A 16,810-nucleotide genomic window follows, 5' to 3' on the forward strand; every position below is an offset into this window, starting at 1 on the left:
GTGGTTGTGTGCCTGCTCGATCCGCTTTAGGTAGTGATAATGCAAATATTACGTTTGAAAATAAGTAAAATATTCACCACTGTGTCTTTCACAAGGAATCCCCTATGTGTAACCGTCGTTTTACTTCTGGGCCAAAATTTTACCCTCTGAGATATATGCAGATTCAGCGGAAAGATGCTAAACAGTTACAAACAGATTACGATGTTGTGGATAAAGAATTGGCTGACTTCTTTAGAAAAAAAAACAAAGGCACCATAGAGGCAGAATGAACAAATGCTACTTATAGGCCACAGAGGTTGTCACTATCCCGGATATAATCAGAATACCATCCGCGCTTTTGAAAAAGTGGCAATTGAGGGCGTTTCCGCTATCGAGTTTGATGTCCAGCTATGCGCTGACGGTTATCTGGTGGTAATCCATAACCTCGATCTTGAGCAGGTATCCACAGGCAAAGGTGCGGTCTCCACCACCAACTCAGCTACATTGAAAACCCTCTATGCAGGGGACCCGGCACGAGGCAAGGATCGCATCCCTTTCTTACCTGAGGTTTTTGATTTCTTTGCATCTCTGAACACAAAAATTCGACCGACAATGCATCTGGAACTCAAAGGTGAGAATACCGGCATCCCGACTGGTGCATTATTAAATGATTATGTTGGCTCCGGAAAGCTCAATTACTCTGATGTATTGGTGAGCTCCTTTAACTGGCAGGAACTTACCAATATCCGCAAGGTCTGTCCTAACCTTCAAATAGCTCTGCTTGACGGTGCCATCCGTCGCAAGCAGCTCCTCAAAAAAGCAGGGCCAACGATGGAGCCCTATTGCAAACGCATCTTTGCCTATGGCGGTGAGCAATATATGCTGCCTCGCTTTACCTCTGTTGGCAAAAACCTCAAATTACTCGATCAAGAGTGTTCTTCCCCGCAACTACATCGGCTGCTTGCCGAAGAAATCGAAGCCTGTTTGACTGGTCAATACTACACCGATGAGCTGCTCAATACGGCATGTGACATGAATGCCGGGTCGGTCAATCTCTGGTATCACACAGTCTCAGCTCAATTTATTGAAAAAGCACATAAAAGAGAGCTCACGGTGTTGGTCTATACTGCGAATACTCCCGATGCCTGGCAGATGCTTTCCCAGATGGGCGTTGATGGCATTTTTACCGATTACTATGCAGAAGCTGCGCGGTTCTTTACGGATTCAATATAAAGATATTCTGATTCACAATAGAAGATTTTCTTTTCCGGGCAGGCTGTGACCAGAGGCGTTTGCCTGATATAACCTTTAGCTTGAGCCTAAACCGAAGGGGGAACTTTTTGATTGAAAACGAAAAACAGACTGTTCATTGTGCAATTATTCTTTGAGCAATAATATCAATTAATTGAGTTCAAAATAAAAAAGTTTATGAGCAACTCGGGCTAACACCTCAAGCCAAAGGAAAGGACAGGACGGGTTACCTTCGACTTGGCAGTATTACCCTACCCCGCAAGGATCATTTACTCAAATTACCTGACCAGGAACCCCTTTATCAGCCACACACCCTTTATCCTGGTAACCAAATGATATCCATATAGAAACTACTTTTTTCAAGGGGCGTGGGAGGCAACAGGCTAAACCTTGAACTAAGGTGTTCTCAGTTTGCTGCAAAATCATCTCTATCCGCCTTGGTTTACGGATTCATTACTTCACGAATTTTATCTGCAATACTTTGCGAGGTAAAAGGTTTATGGATGAAATTTATTCCTGCCTCCAACACACCTTTATGTGCAATCACATCTGCAGTATAGCCGGACATGAACAGCACCTTAATATCTGGTTTTACTACTGTTATATGAGAGGCAAGCTCCTTCCCCGTCATTTCCGGCATGACCACATCCGTCAACAGAAGATCTATATTGTCAGTTTCGTTTTTAATATAGCTGACTGCTTCGGTAGGTGAGTTTATAGCGGTTACACGGCAGTTCAACCCTTCCAGAATCTCCTTGCATACGTTCAGCAGTTGAACATCGTCTTCGACCAAGAGAATGTTCATAGGCTTAAGCGGCTCTAATCTTGAGTCCTGTAAATTTTTTAAATCGTCTTTTCCCCCTGAATATCTAGGAAAATATATTCTGAACGTGGTTCCAAGCCCAGGTTCGCTATAAATATTGATAAATCCTTTATTCTGCTTGATGATGCCATATACTGTCGCAAGACCCAGCCCGGTTCCCTCATAGATTTCCTTGGTTGAAAAAAAAGGATCGAATATGTGCTGTCGAATTTCTTCGTCCATACCACAACCATTGTCGCTTACGACAAGACAGACATAATCACCAGGAAGAAAATCTATGTTGCGATCGCAATATTCCTCATCAAAAGAAATATTATGGGTTTCTATGTCTATTCTACCAACACCGGAAATAGCATCCCTTGCATTTACACAGAGATTTGTAAGGATCTGACTAATCTGGTCAGGATCTATATAAATAGGCCAAACGGCTTCCCCGCTTGTTACGTTTAGACGAATATTTTCAGTGATAAGCCTGCGAAGCAATGAAAGTGTGTTCTCTATAACCAGGTTCAGGTCAACAACTACGGGCACACTCGTTTGCTTTCTAGCAAAGGCAAGCAACTGCTTGGTTAAATTAGAGGAGTGTACTGCAGCATTTTGGATATCTTTAAAAGTTTTATAAAGAGGATCTTTGGGGTTGATTTTGAGTAAGGCCAATTCGGTATGACCAAGAATAACGAACAGCATATTATTGAAATCATGAGCCACTCCACCGGCAAGTTTGCCGACTGCTTCAAGTTTATTGGCTTGGGCCAACTGTTTTGAAAGCTCTTCTTTCTCCTTCTCTGCCTGCTTTCTTTCGGTGATATCCGTCACCAGGCTTTCAATTTTATCAGGGGTATCGTCTGCATCCAGTACGAGGAAGCAACTGATGGAGATCCATATAGTATCACCATCACGATTGTATATCTGCATTTCGTAATTACGGACAACCCTCTTTTCCAAAAGCAGGGCTAGAAGTTCATTTCTTTCGTCAGGGTTTACATAAAAAGAGGTGGCTTGTGGATGTACCTTGATAAGTTCCGGTGCAGAATCGTACCCCAATATATTTGCCATGGCTGGGTTAGCGGCAACGATTGTGCCGTCGAATTTGGTGAGCATGATCCCTTCAATAGCATTTTCATATATGCTTCGATAGTTGTCTTCACTCTTTTTCAATCCCTCCAGCGTTCTTTTAAGATTTTCAGTCATGGTGTTGAATGACTGTGACAGGATGCCTATTTCATCTGTAGACGTCACATCAATAGCCTCACCGTCCATATTCCCTCTGGCAATTTCTTTTGTTCTAGTTGCCAGAGTTTGTAACGGTAAAAATAAACGGCGCATAACGAACATGATTATGCACCCTGTGAAAATGACACTGATGCAGGTGATAACAACTAAAATTCGCATCATCCGTATTGCCGGAGCCAGTAACTCGCTTTCAGGCAGGACAGTGGCTACCGACCAGCCGGAAATGGGCACCGGCTGATAAAATGCCACCATTTTTGTTTCGTTAAAAGTGTAGCGATAGACTCCAAATTTTCCCCCAATCATAAGCATGCCGAGTTGTTTTTCCGATGGCGAGGGATGATCGGTAATCTTCGCTTGCATGATGAGGTCCGAATTTGGATGGTGAATATAGGAACCGTCGCGAGCGATGATAAAACCATATCCGGTTTTTCCTGCCTTTAAGGCCCGAGCGATCTCTTGGATATATTTCAAGGAAATACCAGCTCCAATCAAACCTTGTGGTTGGTTATCATCATCTTTTATGGGTGCTACAATAAAAATAGTCGGAATGCCGGTGGTCCTAGATATAAGCGGGGGAGTAATCTGTGTTGGCCCGCCAGCCATGATCGAAAGGAAGTAAGGCCTGTTTGCAATGTCGCCGATAAAGATGGAATACTCATTCTGAGAATACTGAACCGTATGATACACTCCCTTTTTGTTGGCAGCGTAAATATCCTGAAAAATATCTGAATATCGGGTGTGAAGCATCTTGTGCCGATTGATATTTAAAGCGTCAAATTTCTTAAAATCGTTATTGATATTTTTAGCATCGGGTGTTGAGGCAATACTTTCCGGCTCTATCATAATTGTTTCAAGCCAGCGATTTATACTTTCAGCACTCTTACCGACCGAGTTCAACATGCTGTCAGCCAATTCCTGCTCAATAACATTGACAATATAATAATAGGAGGTGAAACTTAGTAACAGTAAGCAGCACATTACCGTGGGAAGGATAATGGAGGATATTTTAGTCCTCAATGACATTTTGCTAAACAAATTTCTGATCATTGCCTGCCGGACTCTTGGATATAAGGATGAATTATTTTTCATATCCTGAAAGTTTCGCACTTATTCAAGAAATGCTTTTACTTTCTCGAAGGTAACTCACTGAGTTTATAACGATATGATTTTCCTTACTTATGAAATGTAATTGCTCTCAGGTGCTCTCTATTTGGACAAGCGCGATTTGCCGCAGGTAAGCGAAGACTCCGGTAGTCTACCTATGCGGGAAACCGTGATCGTCCGAAGAGGTAAGCGACCAACGGCAGCCTCCTGGAGTGCCTGTGAGACTTACTCTCCAAGTTTTAAATGAGATCCCTGATATTGGTACGTTACCTGTCAATTTCATTTCTTATAGCTTTGGAAATGGTCTTTATGATATATGGCTTTTTAATGTAACTCCCCGCACCTAAAGCCATAGCTTTTTTTACTCTAGCACTTTCAGAAAATCCGCTTGCAATAACAGCACGTTGATCCGGTTTAAATTTGACAACCTGCTCGTATGTTTCCAGGCCATCCATACCAGCTCCTAACATCATATCTAAAAGCAGGAGGTCGTAATTGAAGTGCCTGCATAGCATCACAGCTTCCTCTCCACTCTCAGCGGTTGATACCTGATATCCTAGATCATCGAGAATGCATGAGGCTATTTCTCTTTGCTCTTGTACGTCATCGACGACCAAGATTTGCTCACCGGTTCCTCGTAAAATATGGTCCTGGTCGGAGATCGTTTGTTTTTCCAGAGTCAATGCTCTGTCAACGGGAAAAAATAGAAAAAATGTTGTTCCCTCTGATACCACGGATTCGCAATCAATGAACCCACCATGATCTCTAACGGTCGCCTCGACAACGGCCATCCCTAGACCGGTACCACTTTTTCCCATTTTTTTGGTAGTATAAAAGGGCTCAAAAATTTTGTTTTTGTCTTCTGCCGAAATGCCTTCGCCTTGATCACATATTTTTATTAGCGTATAGCCCCCTTCTTTCATCTCTTGAGATGTTGCAACTGCGTTATCAATATAAATATTCTCTGACGTAATGCTTAGGGTGCCTTTGTCGGACATTGATTCAAATCCGTTAATGATAAGATTCATCAATGTTTTGTTTAGATGAACAGGCGATCCTGAAATTGGTAATAGATTTTCATCCAGTGTTACTTTTAAGCTGATACCAGGGTGGTCTTGCTGTAATTTTAGGAATTCAGGGCTTTCGAGGTAATCATTAATCAACTTGTTCCAATTCACATACTCTTTTGACACCAGCCCGCGTCGAGCTAAGGTTAATAGATCCTGGACAATAGCAGCTGCATTAACTCCTGACTTTTTGATCGTCTGCAGTGGATTGTAAAAAAAATCATTTTTATCTATTTGGGTAAGAAGAAAATCAGGATAACTCACTATTCCGGTTAAAATATTATTTAGATCATGCGCAACACCACCTGCGAGAGCTCCCATCATTTCCATTTTCTCAGCTCTGGCAAGTTTTAACTCTGCCTCCTTCCTTTGGTTAATCTCTTGTTCGAGTTCTTTTGTCCGTATGCGAACCGTCTCCTCCAAATTTTCCTGATGGGCAGCTAGTTTTTTTTCCACGGCTTTGCGGGCAGCATTTTCAACGTTTAAACTTCCGACCAAAGTATCGAGCTGTTTTATCATTGAATTAAAGCTGTTACTCAAATCAGTTATTTCATCTTTTGAGTTATGCGATGTTGGTATAAGATCTTTGTAATTTCCTTTGGTAACCTCTCTCATACCATCAAGGATCACCCTAAGCCGATTAAGGACTACTACCCTAAACATTACGATCAAAATAATTGAGCTTAGGATAAGGCTTATTACTGTGGCCATGATGATTCCCCCGGCAAGTTGCGAAAGAGGGAGCAGGGTGACATCAAGGGACTGGCTGATGCCAAAATACCATCCTTTTTGATTTAATTTTTTGAAAACATTCAAAAAACTATCATTATTTTTTTCATATATAAACTTTCCAGAAGAACGTAATGAAAAGTTACGAAAAAAATCATCTGTTATGGTTGAATTTTTTTTGTGCTGAGGCTCGTTTGAATTCGCAACTATTTTTCCCCTATGGTTAAGAAGGTAGGCATAGCTTTTCTCTTTTAGGTTAAAGTCATCAACAAAAAGAGAGCTGATACGAATAGTCGGAATTACTCCTGTAAGTACTCCGACGACATTATTATTAACGATAACCGGAGAATTAATAGTGATGACGGAGCTCCCTGTGACCATACCAAGGATGATATCAGAAATTGCAGATTCGCCTTTCATAGCTTCCTGGAAATATCGTCGATTGGAAACATTTATCCCCTGCTGATCAGTTGATTTTGAACTGACAAGCATGTTGCCACTTGTATCTGCAAGAAAAAGGACTGAGTAGTATGGGTAACCCTTCTCCAACAAGGCTAACATATCGTGAGCACCTTTTCCGGCACTTCTGCCGTAATATCCGGTTTCAGTTAAAGCCTCGACAAAAACTTCCTGTAAGCGCCAGGTTTTTATATCTATTGTCCTGTCTGCCAACCAATTATCAATCATCTTTGCGGTCATCGCTACTTCCTGCTCAAGACGTTCCGTCAGTTCATTTTGAAGAACAGCTCTTGCCTTAAACTGCGAGAAGAAAAGACTTATGCCGAAAATAATGGAGAATAAAAGGATAAGTGGATAAAGAACCTTTCTGTTAAGCCCTGAAAACATTATTAGCGAACTAAGATATCGGCACGTTTTATCAAACTGTGCTTGAGATTAATGTTTAAATATTCTGCGGTGTTCAGGTTAAGCTGGATTCTTCCCTTGGAGGTTGGTTTTACAGCAAATGAATCTGGAGAGTTACCAGCAAGTATGCCCCTGGCCAGTTCACCAGCAGCATAGCCTTGTTCTTTCATTGAAACACTGATACCACACAAAATACCTGCCTGAGCGCTTGAATCAAAGAAACCTACGGTGGGGAGTTTGGTGTGTTTGTTTATGTATGCTACAAGTTCTGTTTCAGGCACTTTTTCCGGCATTCCTTCATATCTGGCTATCGTACGAATAACATATAAACCTATTGCATCAACCTTGCCTTTGTACTTTTTTGCTATAGCCCTCCATTGTTCAAATGTCTCGACTTGCTCATAGGCAACTACATTTAGAGGCATGACGAGTGACTTGGCGTATTCAATAAACCCATCTGTTGTTGGTGATTTATCGGATAGCATCAATATGTTTTTTGCATCGGGGACAATCTTTTTTAAAAACTCCAATGATTCAATTATATTCGGCCGCTCAAGGACTCCCGTTACGTTTTTCGCTGGAAATCCATAAATTTTCGGATCTTTGTTCACACCACTAAAAACAAACACAGGAGCTCCAGGGATTGCGGCATAATCTTTTGCAAAATACTTCTGGGCATTGTCATCCATTGTTATGACTAATTCCGGCTCGAAATTGGTTACTATCGCTTTAGCTTGTGCTCCGGCTTCACGCTTCCACTCCTCAGACGTCTTTCTTTTGGTGTCCATATGATAATATTTAACCTGTATGCCAAGCCCCGATAGTGCCTCTTCAATTCCTTCGGTCATCTCAACGACATGTCCTTGCTGAGATTGATGGTAACTATGAACAACTAAAACACGCTTTTTGGGGGCGGCAGAAACATTTGTTGCCACCACCAAAAAAAGCAGACTTAAACTGTATCTTGCTAATAATCGTAGCCAATTGTTCATTGATCGCCTCATGTAAACAGAAAATTGATGACCACTGTGTTAAACAAGAAAAAACATGCCTGCCTAAATATGTCAGGCCCCTGTAGTTTCCTTTAAGCAGGGACAGGTTTTAGATATAATACATCAAAGAGTTAGCAGCCCCATGAGTTACGTTTCGTTGACTAGCGGATAAAGCTATTTATCAGCGATCAATAACGTAGAAATCAAACTTTGAAATTGCCGACGATATGATTCAAATGCGTCGCACTTTCCTGCAATTCACGGGCATTATCCTCGACCTGTTGGCTACTCTCAGAAATATTCTGTGCGGCTGTAGATACCTCTGCGATGTCTTGGGTAATTTCAGAGGCAACAGATGAACTTTGAGACACATTCTCGTTGACTTCCTGAATTCCCTGGCTGGCCTGAGCGATGTTCTCTGCTATTTCACGGGTAGTGGCAGTTTGCTCTTCAACAGCAGTCGCAATCGAACCTACGGTTTCATTCACGTCAACGATAACCTCAGAAATGCTACTGATACCCTTCTCTGTTTTGTCAGATGTAGATTGAACCGCTTCGACCAAATTTTTAATCTCAAGGGTCGCCTCTGCTGTCTGCTTCGCCAATTCTTTAATCTCATTAGCGACGACTGCGAATCCTTTTCCAGCCTCACCCGCTCTTGCAGCCTCGATAGTTGCGTTTAGGGCTAACAGATTCGTCTGCTCAGAAATATCGGTTATTGTTTCTGTCATTCTGCCTATTTTGTTTGCAGCAGAACCGAGTTCATTCATATTCTCCGAGGCTTCTTCTGCTTGTTTTACGGCATCTAAAGAAACGCCACGAGCCTTCTCAGCGCTTTCTGCTATTTCGTTAATGGTCGCACTCATCTCCTCAGCAGCCACAGCAACCATATTGGCATTTGTGGCTGATTCTTCCATCGCCGCCGCTACACTGGAAAGATTTGTGCTCATTTCTTCAGATGAAGCGGCTACATTTGTAGCCCTGCTCGACGTATCATCAGCATTGCGAAGGAGATCTTTGGAAATATCGGATAGGGTGCCGGAACTGGTGGTAACGTTAAGAGTATTTTCGGCAATCTGTTTAATGATATTTTGTAGTTTATCTATAAAAATATTGAACCATTTTGCAAGCTCGCCGACTTCATCTTTTGATGTTACGTTGAGACGCATTGTCAGGTCACCTTCACCCTCTGCGATATCCTTCAGGTTTGTGACCGCTTGATTTATTGGTCTGGTTATTGTTTTTGCAGTAATAAAAATCGCAATACCTGCGACTATTATAGACAACAAAGTAACAATAATAGTGTTGTTCCTAATTGAAGTCGCTGCAGCAAGAAATTCTGATCTGTCCTGGGTGGTGGCGATGCTCCATTGCTTTGCTTGAACAGGGGCATAACCAGCGATTTTATCTATCCCGTTAAAAGTATATTCCTGCACACCGGTTGTGCTGGCCAACATCTCACTGGTGATACTCTTCATTCCATCAAGAGTTTTAAGATCTAACGTCAAAACAAGATCACCCTTTGGATGTGCGATAATTATCCCTTCTTTATTTGCCATAAAAGCATAACCGGTAGTTCCAATTTTTCTGGTTTGAACTAAATCCGTTAAAGCAGATGCTTTTAACGACATACCGAACGTCCCTAAGAAGACACCGTTTTCCGACAAAATAGGGGCACACGCAACGACAATAAGTTTACCCGTTGATTTGGATTTCACAACCTCACCGACGACTGGTTGCTTTGTTGTTTTTGCTTGTTGGAAATATCCTCGTGAAGAGATATTCGAGCCTTTATATTCTTTTCCGCTTGCAAGCTCACCTGTATATAGAATCCCTTCATCGTTGGTTACAAAAATGCCTAGGTATTTATCACCTAATAGCTTGTATTTACTTTTCATCTGGAGGCGAAGTGGAGCAATCTCTGATTGCGCTTGTTCAATGCCGACTCTATTGACCTTTGCTGTTGTGTCTTTGACGAGTTGTCCCGACGCAAAAGCAGCGACGATTTTCTTTTCATCTTCAAGTGCTTTACTGACCAAATTCGCTATATCTATCGCTGTAGCCGTACTGTTTTCTTTTGCTATCTCTGCCAGAGATTTCGAGGATTTTGCAACTGAAAGGACACCGTTAATTGTTAAGGGAATCAATACCGCCAAACATCCGGTGAAAACCAACTTGAAGCTTATTGATTTAAAATTCATTTCAACTCCTCTTTTTTTTTATAATCAAACGTATTATGTAACTTCAGCGAAGATCTAAAAACTGTCAACCTACCTTATTCTTTATTTAAGGGCAGCATGCATCAAAGCACTGTAAATATGATATGATTTTGAGCTGCTACAAGTCAAACGGATTATTGCGATAGATCACAATACACTCAACGCTTTGAATTTTCCTGTCGTCTGATATCAGTCACATGAGTGTGCTTCACTCAGTCACGTTATAGATGGGATTGCTGAGGATGGGAAAGAAGTTCTGATTTTTCAGAGTAGAGAGCAAGAAAAAATCGACCTCGTTTTGTTAGATATGGTGAGGCTCAAAATAAATAGCATGTCAATTATCAACCACAGAAAATGATAGGCAAAATCTGAATGAGCTCTATGCACTCCATTTATGCAAATCACCCGTAAGACTGGCTAGTGGTTTCAAGAAACAAAATGCTCCAGAGCACTGTGCGTATCCAATTGGTTTCTATAAGACGTTGCACAAGTGCTCCTTTTTTGCCCTCGGCGTGTAAACGGTTATGACAGGGGACAGAAAAGCTGAACGTCGAAATCCAAATTGCAGCAATTATGCCGATACGCAGCCATCTTGGGGTCAGAAATAAAACGTGCATTATTTCAATTCCGACCTGAAAAAGCATCAACGGGGTGACGACCAATGCTATCAAGCGGGTATACCTGGCATGCCAAATGATAAAATATTCGTCTGCGGTATATCGAAATGAAGGATAAATGATCAGCTGGACAAGCCAGATCAAAATCAAAAGACTGCTGTCGATTATCAGTTGGCTGACTGTCAGATATTCCATAGTACAAACTCGCGGCAAAAAACACACCGTCAAGCAACTCACCTTTTCTACAGCAACCTGCGCAGGGAGGGTAAGGGTTGAAAGTGATTACAGGTTCCCCATGAAGTATCTGAGTAGTTATACGTTACAAGAAAGGAATGAATCTCGCCTATGCCAAGTAAAATAACGTTTCGTGGTTGTTCTCTTTACGATTCGGCGTCCGCTTTTTGCTTGTTGATAAGTGCCTTTTGGCCGGCAAGCTCTATTTTTTCCACCAGTTCCTGGGTTTCTATGGGTTTAATGCAGTAATCAAAGGCTCCGCCCTGCATCCCTTCAATCCCGGACTTGACAGAGGCATGTCCAGTAAGGATCACCACCTCTATCAACGGCCACTTCTCTTTGACCTTTTTTAAACATTGCAGACCATCGATCTCCGGCATACTCACATCCATAACAATGACATCTATTGCCTGCTCCTCCAATATGTCCAGGGCAACTTTACAGCCCTCAGCCACACTGGTATTAATCTTCCTTCTCCTCAGATGTTTTTCCAGGGTTTCCAAAAATTCCGGTTCATCGTCCACAAGAAGCAACTTAATTTTCAATGCAGCCTCCAAGACCGGATTATGATCACTTTTCATTGGCAATCATCTCCTCAATATCCAGTAAGAATTTATCAAGGTAGCGTTTATACTGACCCGGTGCATCCATCACCATATCAATCTGACGAGTATGAATGGTCAGATAGCCAAGAATTTTCAACCGGTTAAACAAAAAAGCCTGCGAACGTTTTTCCACTCTGGCGGTGAGAGCGTCTCCGGCTTTTTCGATTCGAAAATCATAGTGTTCTAAGACTGCAGCAAGCAGTTCTACCCTCCCAACGCGTTTTCTCTCATCTGCAGCCCCTCCTTTAAAACGAAATGTTACATATCGTTCCGTTCGGAGGCTGCTGATATACGCTTCAACCATGGCATAATGATACCCCAATCGTACACTTAAGTTGCAATAATTCCTTGAAACAAGAAAATAATTTTTTTGCACCATAGCTGAAGGGACGGCAGGATCTATTCCGGGTTGACGGGTTGATTGAAAAAAAAGAGACCCCATTCCACGCACGCTTGCCTGAGGTGGGCCTGCCCAGCCATAGGCGTGCATACCTTCCCAAATTGCCAGCATAGGAGTGGAAATAATTTCCGATATATTGATATAGTTGCTACCGGAATCAAAGCCCTCAATAAAACCATCAGCAAGATTAATCACCCACCATTCAAGCGGCATGTTATCCACCAGTCGTTTCGCAGCCCCCTTCTTAAAAGTGTAGCGTTTTCCGAAGTCAAACATCTCGACAACCGATTTTTCATGGCAAAAACGGGTAATGTCATGCAGAGACTGACAGCAGGAAGAACGAAAATAAGGAGAAGTAGGATCGGTAAGATGCAAAGGGCTAATCAATTGCAGTGCATCAATCATCGCCTTCTGGACCGGACTGCCATCCATGGGATTATTTTTGGGCTGATCGTGCTGGAGTAATGCTTCAACGCGCCCTTTGTAAATAGTTTGATTTGTTGCATCAATGGTCACAATTTGGCCATTGACTAATTTGGTAGCCCCTTTGGCAGATAAAATTGCAGGCACGCCAAACTCCCTGGCAATGGTAGCCAGATGCCCGGCTTCACTTCCTGTTTCGGCAACCAGTGCAGTTGCCTTTCTCAGTAACGGCGCCCACTGCGGTAGGGGATGCTCAACCACCAAGACCGAGTGCTTTGGGATACGCAGGACATCAAGATTTGAACGAACGACAAAAACCGGACCACTGGCGGTTCCAGCACAACCTGTCACCTCACCCTGCAGTAAACAATGCTCGTTTACTGCACGTTTGCCGACCTGGTCTCTCTCTTTTTTACCGGCCACGGAAATGGGCCGACTTTGCAGAATATAAAGCAGGCCCTCTTTATTGATCGACCATTCAATATCCTGAGGAGTACCAAAATGGTTCTCCAATATCATTGCTGCAGTAGCAATATCCCTTGCCCATTCATCCATTAAACGAGCATCCGCCGGCGAACTCTCCGCTGTTTGGTGGATGGTGCCGTAAGGAGCACTCCGTTCTACAAGATAGTGCTGCGTGTCTTTGGTACCGTCAACTATGCCTTTGGCACTGCCTGCGGAAAAGAAAATATCCATTGCCCCCGGCCTTCCGCTTATGGATTGCGAATAGCACACGCCACTCATTACGGCATCGATCATCGCCAAGCAGCCCACACACATAATTGTTTCTTCATGGATGAACCCTTTGGTCAAACGATAAATCATAGCCCTGGAAGAATACGTTGAGGACAGGACAGATTTATAAGAGTATATCAAATCATCCCTATCAACATGCAGTTCGGTATGATAAAGCCCTGCAAAAGAAGCCTGACGGGTATCTTCCCCCAGAGCACTTGAACGTACTGCCAGCTTTACAGGCGTTTTGCTTTTCTGTACGAGTTGATCAAACTGGTTATAAAGCTGTTTTTCAAGGTCTATGGGTAAAGGAGCCCTCTTAATGAGTGATTGCACCTCATTGCTTCGTTCATGCAGATCTTCCATATTGCTGGGATCTGTTTGCTGAAAAATCCTGTTGATTGCCGGATAAAGATTATTTTGCTGAAAAAAATACCTGGTTGCAGAACCAGTGACGACAAAGCCCGGGGGAATTCGGATGCCGGCAAGCGAGCCTGCTTCGCCGAGATTCGCCATTTTTTCACCGGCTAAGTCCACCAACTCTCTTGTTGCCTCATGGAGAGGCAAAAACCATCGACCTTCTACCTTGATGACGTCATGATTGATGATGTTATCGAGTTGCTGCTGGATGTCTGCAAACCTTTCTTCCAGCATACCATAACGACCATCTGCCATAGTCACCAGGCATTGAATCATTTTGTAAATATTCACCGAGATAACAGTGGCATTTGACCTGATAAAAGCCATGGAAAAAGCCCTACCGTCATGCAAGGCATTTTCCATTTGTGCCATGGCTTCCAAGGCATTGTTATTGGCAGTGAGCAATTCACGAAAATTGCAATATTTTTCGGTAAAGAGTCGTTGCAGCTCCTCAAGGGACAACTGAGGAACCGTTGAAAAGCCTAATAGGCTCTTGATGCGGCCAAGAAGAGAATTCGTCATCAGTCAGGTTACCTCGCTCATACCTACTGCGGTATTTTCCGCAGTAGGTACGTGGATAAATCTCTAGTGTCAATGCTCCAGTTTGATTCCCATCCCTTCAAAAATATACAACAAACCAAATCCATACCATACTGTATAGAGGACATAAAAAATAAGGGCACCGGCCAAGAGCACCATTCCTTCTTTCACAGGCTTTACCTCTACCTTATAAAAATTATACGCCGGTTCGACTGCTTTGCTCATGGATTTTTTCAAAAACTTTGCCTGGCTAAATTTTTTAGCCTGGTTCAGGTCTCTTTCCATGGCCTGGAGAACCAGATACCAACCATGTAGCACAGCCAATTCGTTCATGTCGTATTTGGCAGCAATAACATTGCCGACATTATCATACATCAGGTCGGCATCCTCAAGAATGATGGTGATAATATCTGCAAAATCGCCCTTCACATCAAGCTCCACCCCCACAGCATTGGCAGAGATGCGGTTGACTGTAAGCAGGCTGGCCACTCTCTCTGCCTGCTGCGGAGAACCCATAACCAAACTGGCAGAATACGTGGTGCCGGCATACGACTGTGCCTCCTGCATCTGCTCCTCAATGTAATACGCAGAGCCCTTGGCCAATTGATTAAAAAAATTATCTAAATAATTTAATCCATTAACCTTTTGTCCATTTGTTCCTGGAAAAATTGGCGTAAAAATTATCGCAAGTACTGCGATAAAAGTGAAAACCATAATTATGCCACGTCGTTTGAGATGTGCATTATCGTTCATGATACGTAGACCTCCTTCTCAGATTTCAACACTTTGAGATTTGTGAAAAAACTCCAGAAAACCCAAACAGCAAATGCGCTAATAATGACAAAGAAACCAACAGTACCAACAAGATATAAAATGTTGAGTACTTGCGGAGATACATCCACATACCCCATCTTGACCATTTTTGCAGGCAAAGCGCAGGCACGGTTAAAAAAGCCGGCACTTACCGTAATTGCATAAAAAGCACAGATAGTAGTACCGGACACTACTTTAGTCACAATAGAACCGATCTGGATGCCGACCAAAGAGCCAAGCAACATGCCCATCGCCAGTGTATAAAAAATAAAGCCATAAATAGCGTACTGGGTGATTGAGCCATAGCCTGCGGTAAAAACAATCTGAAAAATATCTGTGCCGACAGTGGTCATGGAAGAAACCCCCAGCCCGTAAACAAAGATGGGGAAGGTGAGGAAACCACCGCCGACGCCCATGATAGCAGCAGCCAGGCCGACAATAAAACCTGCGGCAATCAAAAAAACAGCAGAGATCTTACGCCCACCAGGAGTCACACCTTTATCAAAAGTCAGCATCGGCGGAATCTTTACGGATTGTACTTTTTTACCAAGAGGAGGAACATCATCAACCCCACTTGGTTGAACAAGGTCTGCATCCATGGAGATATTTTTTCTGCGTACTGTTTTATACCAGTCTGTCAGTGCATAAAATGCAAGGAAGCCTAGCATAAAGACATAAATCAAGGTGATAAACATATCACTGAGTACGGGATTTAAATCGTAAAGGGCCCGGTTTATATAACCGCCCACAGTGGTGCCGCTGATTGCTCCGATCAAAAAGGTGACAGCCAGAGATACAGAGATATTCCCCATTTTACGGTGCAGCACAGAACCCATGATTGCCTTGGCAAAGATGTGAAAAAGATCCGTACCAACGGCAAGTATACCTTTCACGCCCACACTCATAAGTGCCGGAGCAATAATAAAACCACCGCCGGCCCCTATGCATCCTGTTATCAAACCAGCGCAAAGCCCCACCAGAATTGATGCTCCGAAAATAAGATTTGTATAATGCGATGGGCCGTAAGCTGATTTGCCACCTATAAACGACGGCAGAGCACCGCTCACACTATCAGCAAAGGCAATCCCGCCTAAAATTACGGGGATCAACAGTAGGCCGAGAATGAACAGCCGCTTTCGACTGCGCAAAATGGTATTTGATACTTCTAACTCCCAATTAGCCTGTGCCCTGGCTCCCACCATCATGAATTGGTACAAGTTACGAAAAAAAGACATAATTTCCTCCTCATTGTTGTTTGCTTACGCATCAAAATCTGTAACTATCCAGCGAATAATTGATAACTTCGATCTGCAACTGTTCAGCAGTGCTTTTTAGCTTGGCATAGCCATATGCTTTTTAACTTGCGCCAGTTCTATCTTTTCCATCTGAGTTCGTTTTCGTTCATATGCAGCATCCAGAACCTCAATCAGACGTTCCACATCCATGGGCTTCATCAGGTAGTCAAAAGCACCATGCTTGATGCCATCAATGCCTGATTCTACCGAAGCATGCCCGGTGAGCATGACAACCTCGGTCATAGGTGCTTTTTGTTTGGCCTCTTTAAGGGTCTGGATGCCGCCCTTGCCCGGCATCTTTACATCAAGTAAAACTACATCATGCTTGTTTGGGTTCAACATATCCAAGGCAGTGTCACCATCCCCTGCCCCCTCGCATTCCAGCCCTCGTTTGTGTAATTTCTTAATCATAATGTCGCGAAAGTCAGCTTCATCATCAACTACCAAAATGCTGTAATTACTCATTT

Annotated in this window: 12 protein-coding genes; 2 read left to right on the forward strand and 10 right to left on the reverse strand. The window is 42.9% G+C overall.

Features of this window, described 5'->3' with window-relative positions; genetic code table 11:
- Positions 1 to 104 precede the first annotated feature (104 nt).
- On the forward strand, positions 105 to 269 hold the full coding sequence (locus JWH17_RS00970) for a hypothetical protein (RefSeq protein ID WP_205220679.1): 165 nt from the start codon (positions 105 to 107) through the stop codon (positions 267 to 269).
- Positions 270 to 273: 4 nt separating this feature from the next.
- Entirely contained in the window at positions 274 to 1,212 is a 939-nt protein-coding gene (locus JWH17_RS00975; RefSeq protein ID WP_205220680.1) for a glycerophosphodiester phosphodiesterase, read from the forward strand.
- Between the two features lie 460 nt (positions 1,213 to 1,672).
- Here JWH17_RS00975 and JWH17_RS00980 read toward each other — a convergent pair whose 3' ends face one another.
- The 10 genes from JWH17_RS00980 to JWH17_RS01025 all read right to left on the reverse strand — a co-directional run bounded on the left by JWH17_RS00980 (position 1,673) and on the right by JWH17_RS01025 (position 16,808).
- Positions 1,673 to 4,303: a hybrid sensor histidine kinase/response regulator gene (locus tag JWH17_RS00980; protein ID WP_205220681.1), complete on the reverse strand. Its 2,631-nt coding sequence runs from the start codon at positions 4,301 to 4,303 to the stop codon at positions 1,673 to 1,675.
- A gap of 353 nt (positions 4,304 to 4,656) precedes the next feature.
- Positions 4,657 to 7,032, reverse strand: a complete 2,376-nt coding sequence (locus JWH17_RS00985; protein ID WP_205220682.1) for a cache domain-containing protein — start codon at positions 7,030 to 7,032, stop codon at positions 4,657 to 4,659.
- 2 nt (positions 7,033 to 7,034) lie between these two features.
- Positions 7,035 to 8,042 (reverse strand): ABC transporter substrate-binding protein, encoded by a 1,008-nt coding sequence (locus tag JWH17_RS00990; protein ID WP_205220683.1) that lies wholly within the window; start codon positions 8,040 to 8,042, stop codon positions 7,035 to 7,037.
- A 203-nt stretch (positions 8,043 to 8,245) separates the two neighbouring features.
- Positions 8,246 to 10,243 (reverse strand): methyl-accepting chemotaxis protein, encoded by a 1,998-nt coding sequence (locus JWH17_RS00995; RefSeq protein ID WP_205220684.1) that lies wholly within the window; start codon positions 10,241 to 10,243, stop codon positions 8,246 to 8,248.
- Between the two features lie 419 nt (positions 10,244 to 10,662).
- Positions 10,663 to 11,073, reverse strand: coding sequence for a hypothetical protein (locus tag JWH17_RS01000; RefSeq protein ID WP_205220685.1), 411 nt, complete (start codon positions 11,071 to 11,073; stop codon positions 10,663 to 10,665).
- 185 nt (positions 11,074 to 11,258) lie between these two features.
- On the reverse strand, positions 11,259 to 11,693 hold the full coding sequence (locus JWH17_RS01005) for a response regulator (RefSeq protein ID WP_205220686.1): 435 nt from the start codon (positions 11,691 to 11,693) through the stop codon (positions 11,259 to 11,261).
- On the reverse strand, positions 11,683 to 14,217 hold the full coding sequence (locus JWH17_RS01010) for a PEP/pyruvate-binding domain-containing protein (RefSeq protein WP_205220687.1): 2,535 nt from the start codon (positions 14,215 to 14,217) through the stop codon (positions 11,683 to 11,685). Before JWH17_RS01010 ends, JWH17_RS01005 begins: the two co-directional genes overlap by 11 nt.
- Positions 14,218 to 14,286: 69 nt before the next feature.
- Positions 14,287 to 14,988, reverse strand: a complete 702-nt coding sequence (locus JWH17_RS01015; RefSeq protein WP_205220688.1) for a hypothetical protein — start codon at positions 14,986 to 14,988, stop codon at positions 14,287 to 14,289.
- Positions 14,985 to 16,283 carry a sulfite exporter TauE/SafE family protein gene (locus tag JWH17_RS01020; protein ID WP_205220689.1) on the reverse strand — a complete coding sequence of 433 codons (1,299 nt, stop codon included), beginning with the start codon at positions 16,281 to 16,283 and terminating at the stop codon, positions 14,985 to 14,987. The genes JWH17_RS01015 and JWH17_RS01020 overlap by 4 nt, the downstream gene beginning before the upstream one ends.
- Before the next feature lie 96 nt (positions 16,284 to 16,379).
- Positions 16,380 to 16,808: a response regulator gene (locus JWH17_RS01025; protein ID WP_205220690.1), complete on the reverse strand. Its 429-nt coding sequence runs from the start codon at positions 16,806 to 16,808 to the stop codon at positions 16,380 to 16,382.
- Between the last annotated feature and the right edge of the window lie 2 nt (positions 16,809 to 16,810).

The organism is Desulfogranum marinum, assembly GCF_016918565.1.
Taxonomy (GTDB): domain Bacteria; phylum Desulfobacterota; class Desulfobulbia; order Desulfobulbales; family Desulfobulbaceae; genus Desulfogranum; species Desulfogranum marinum.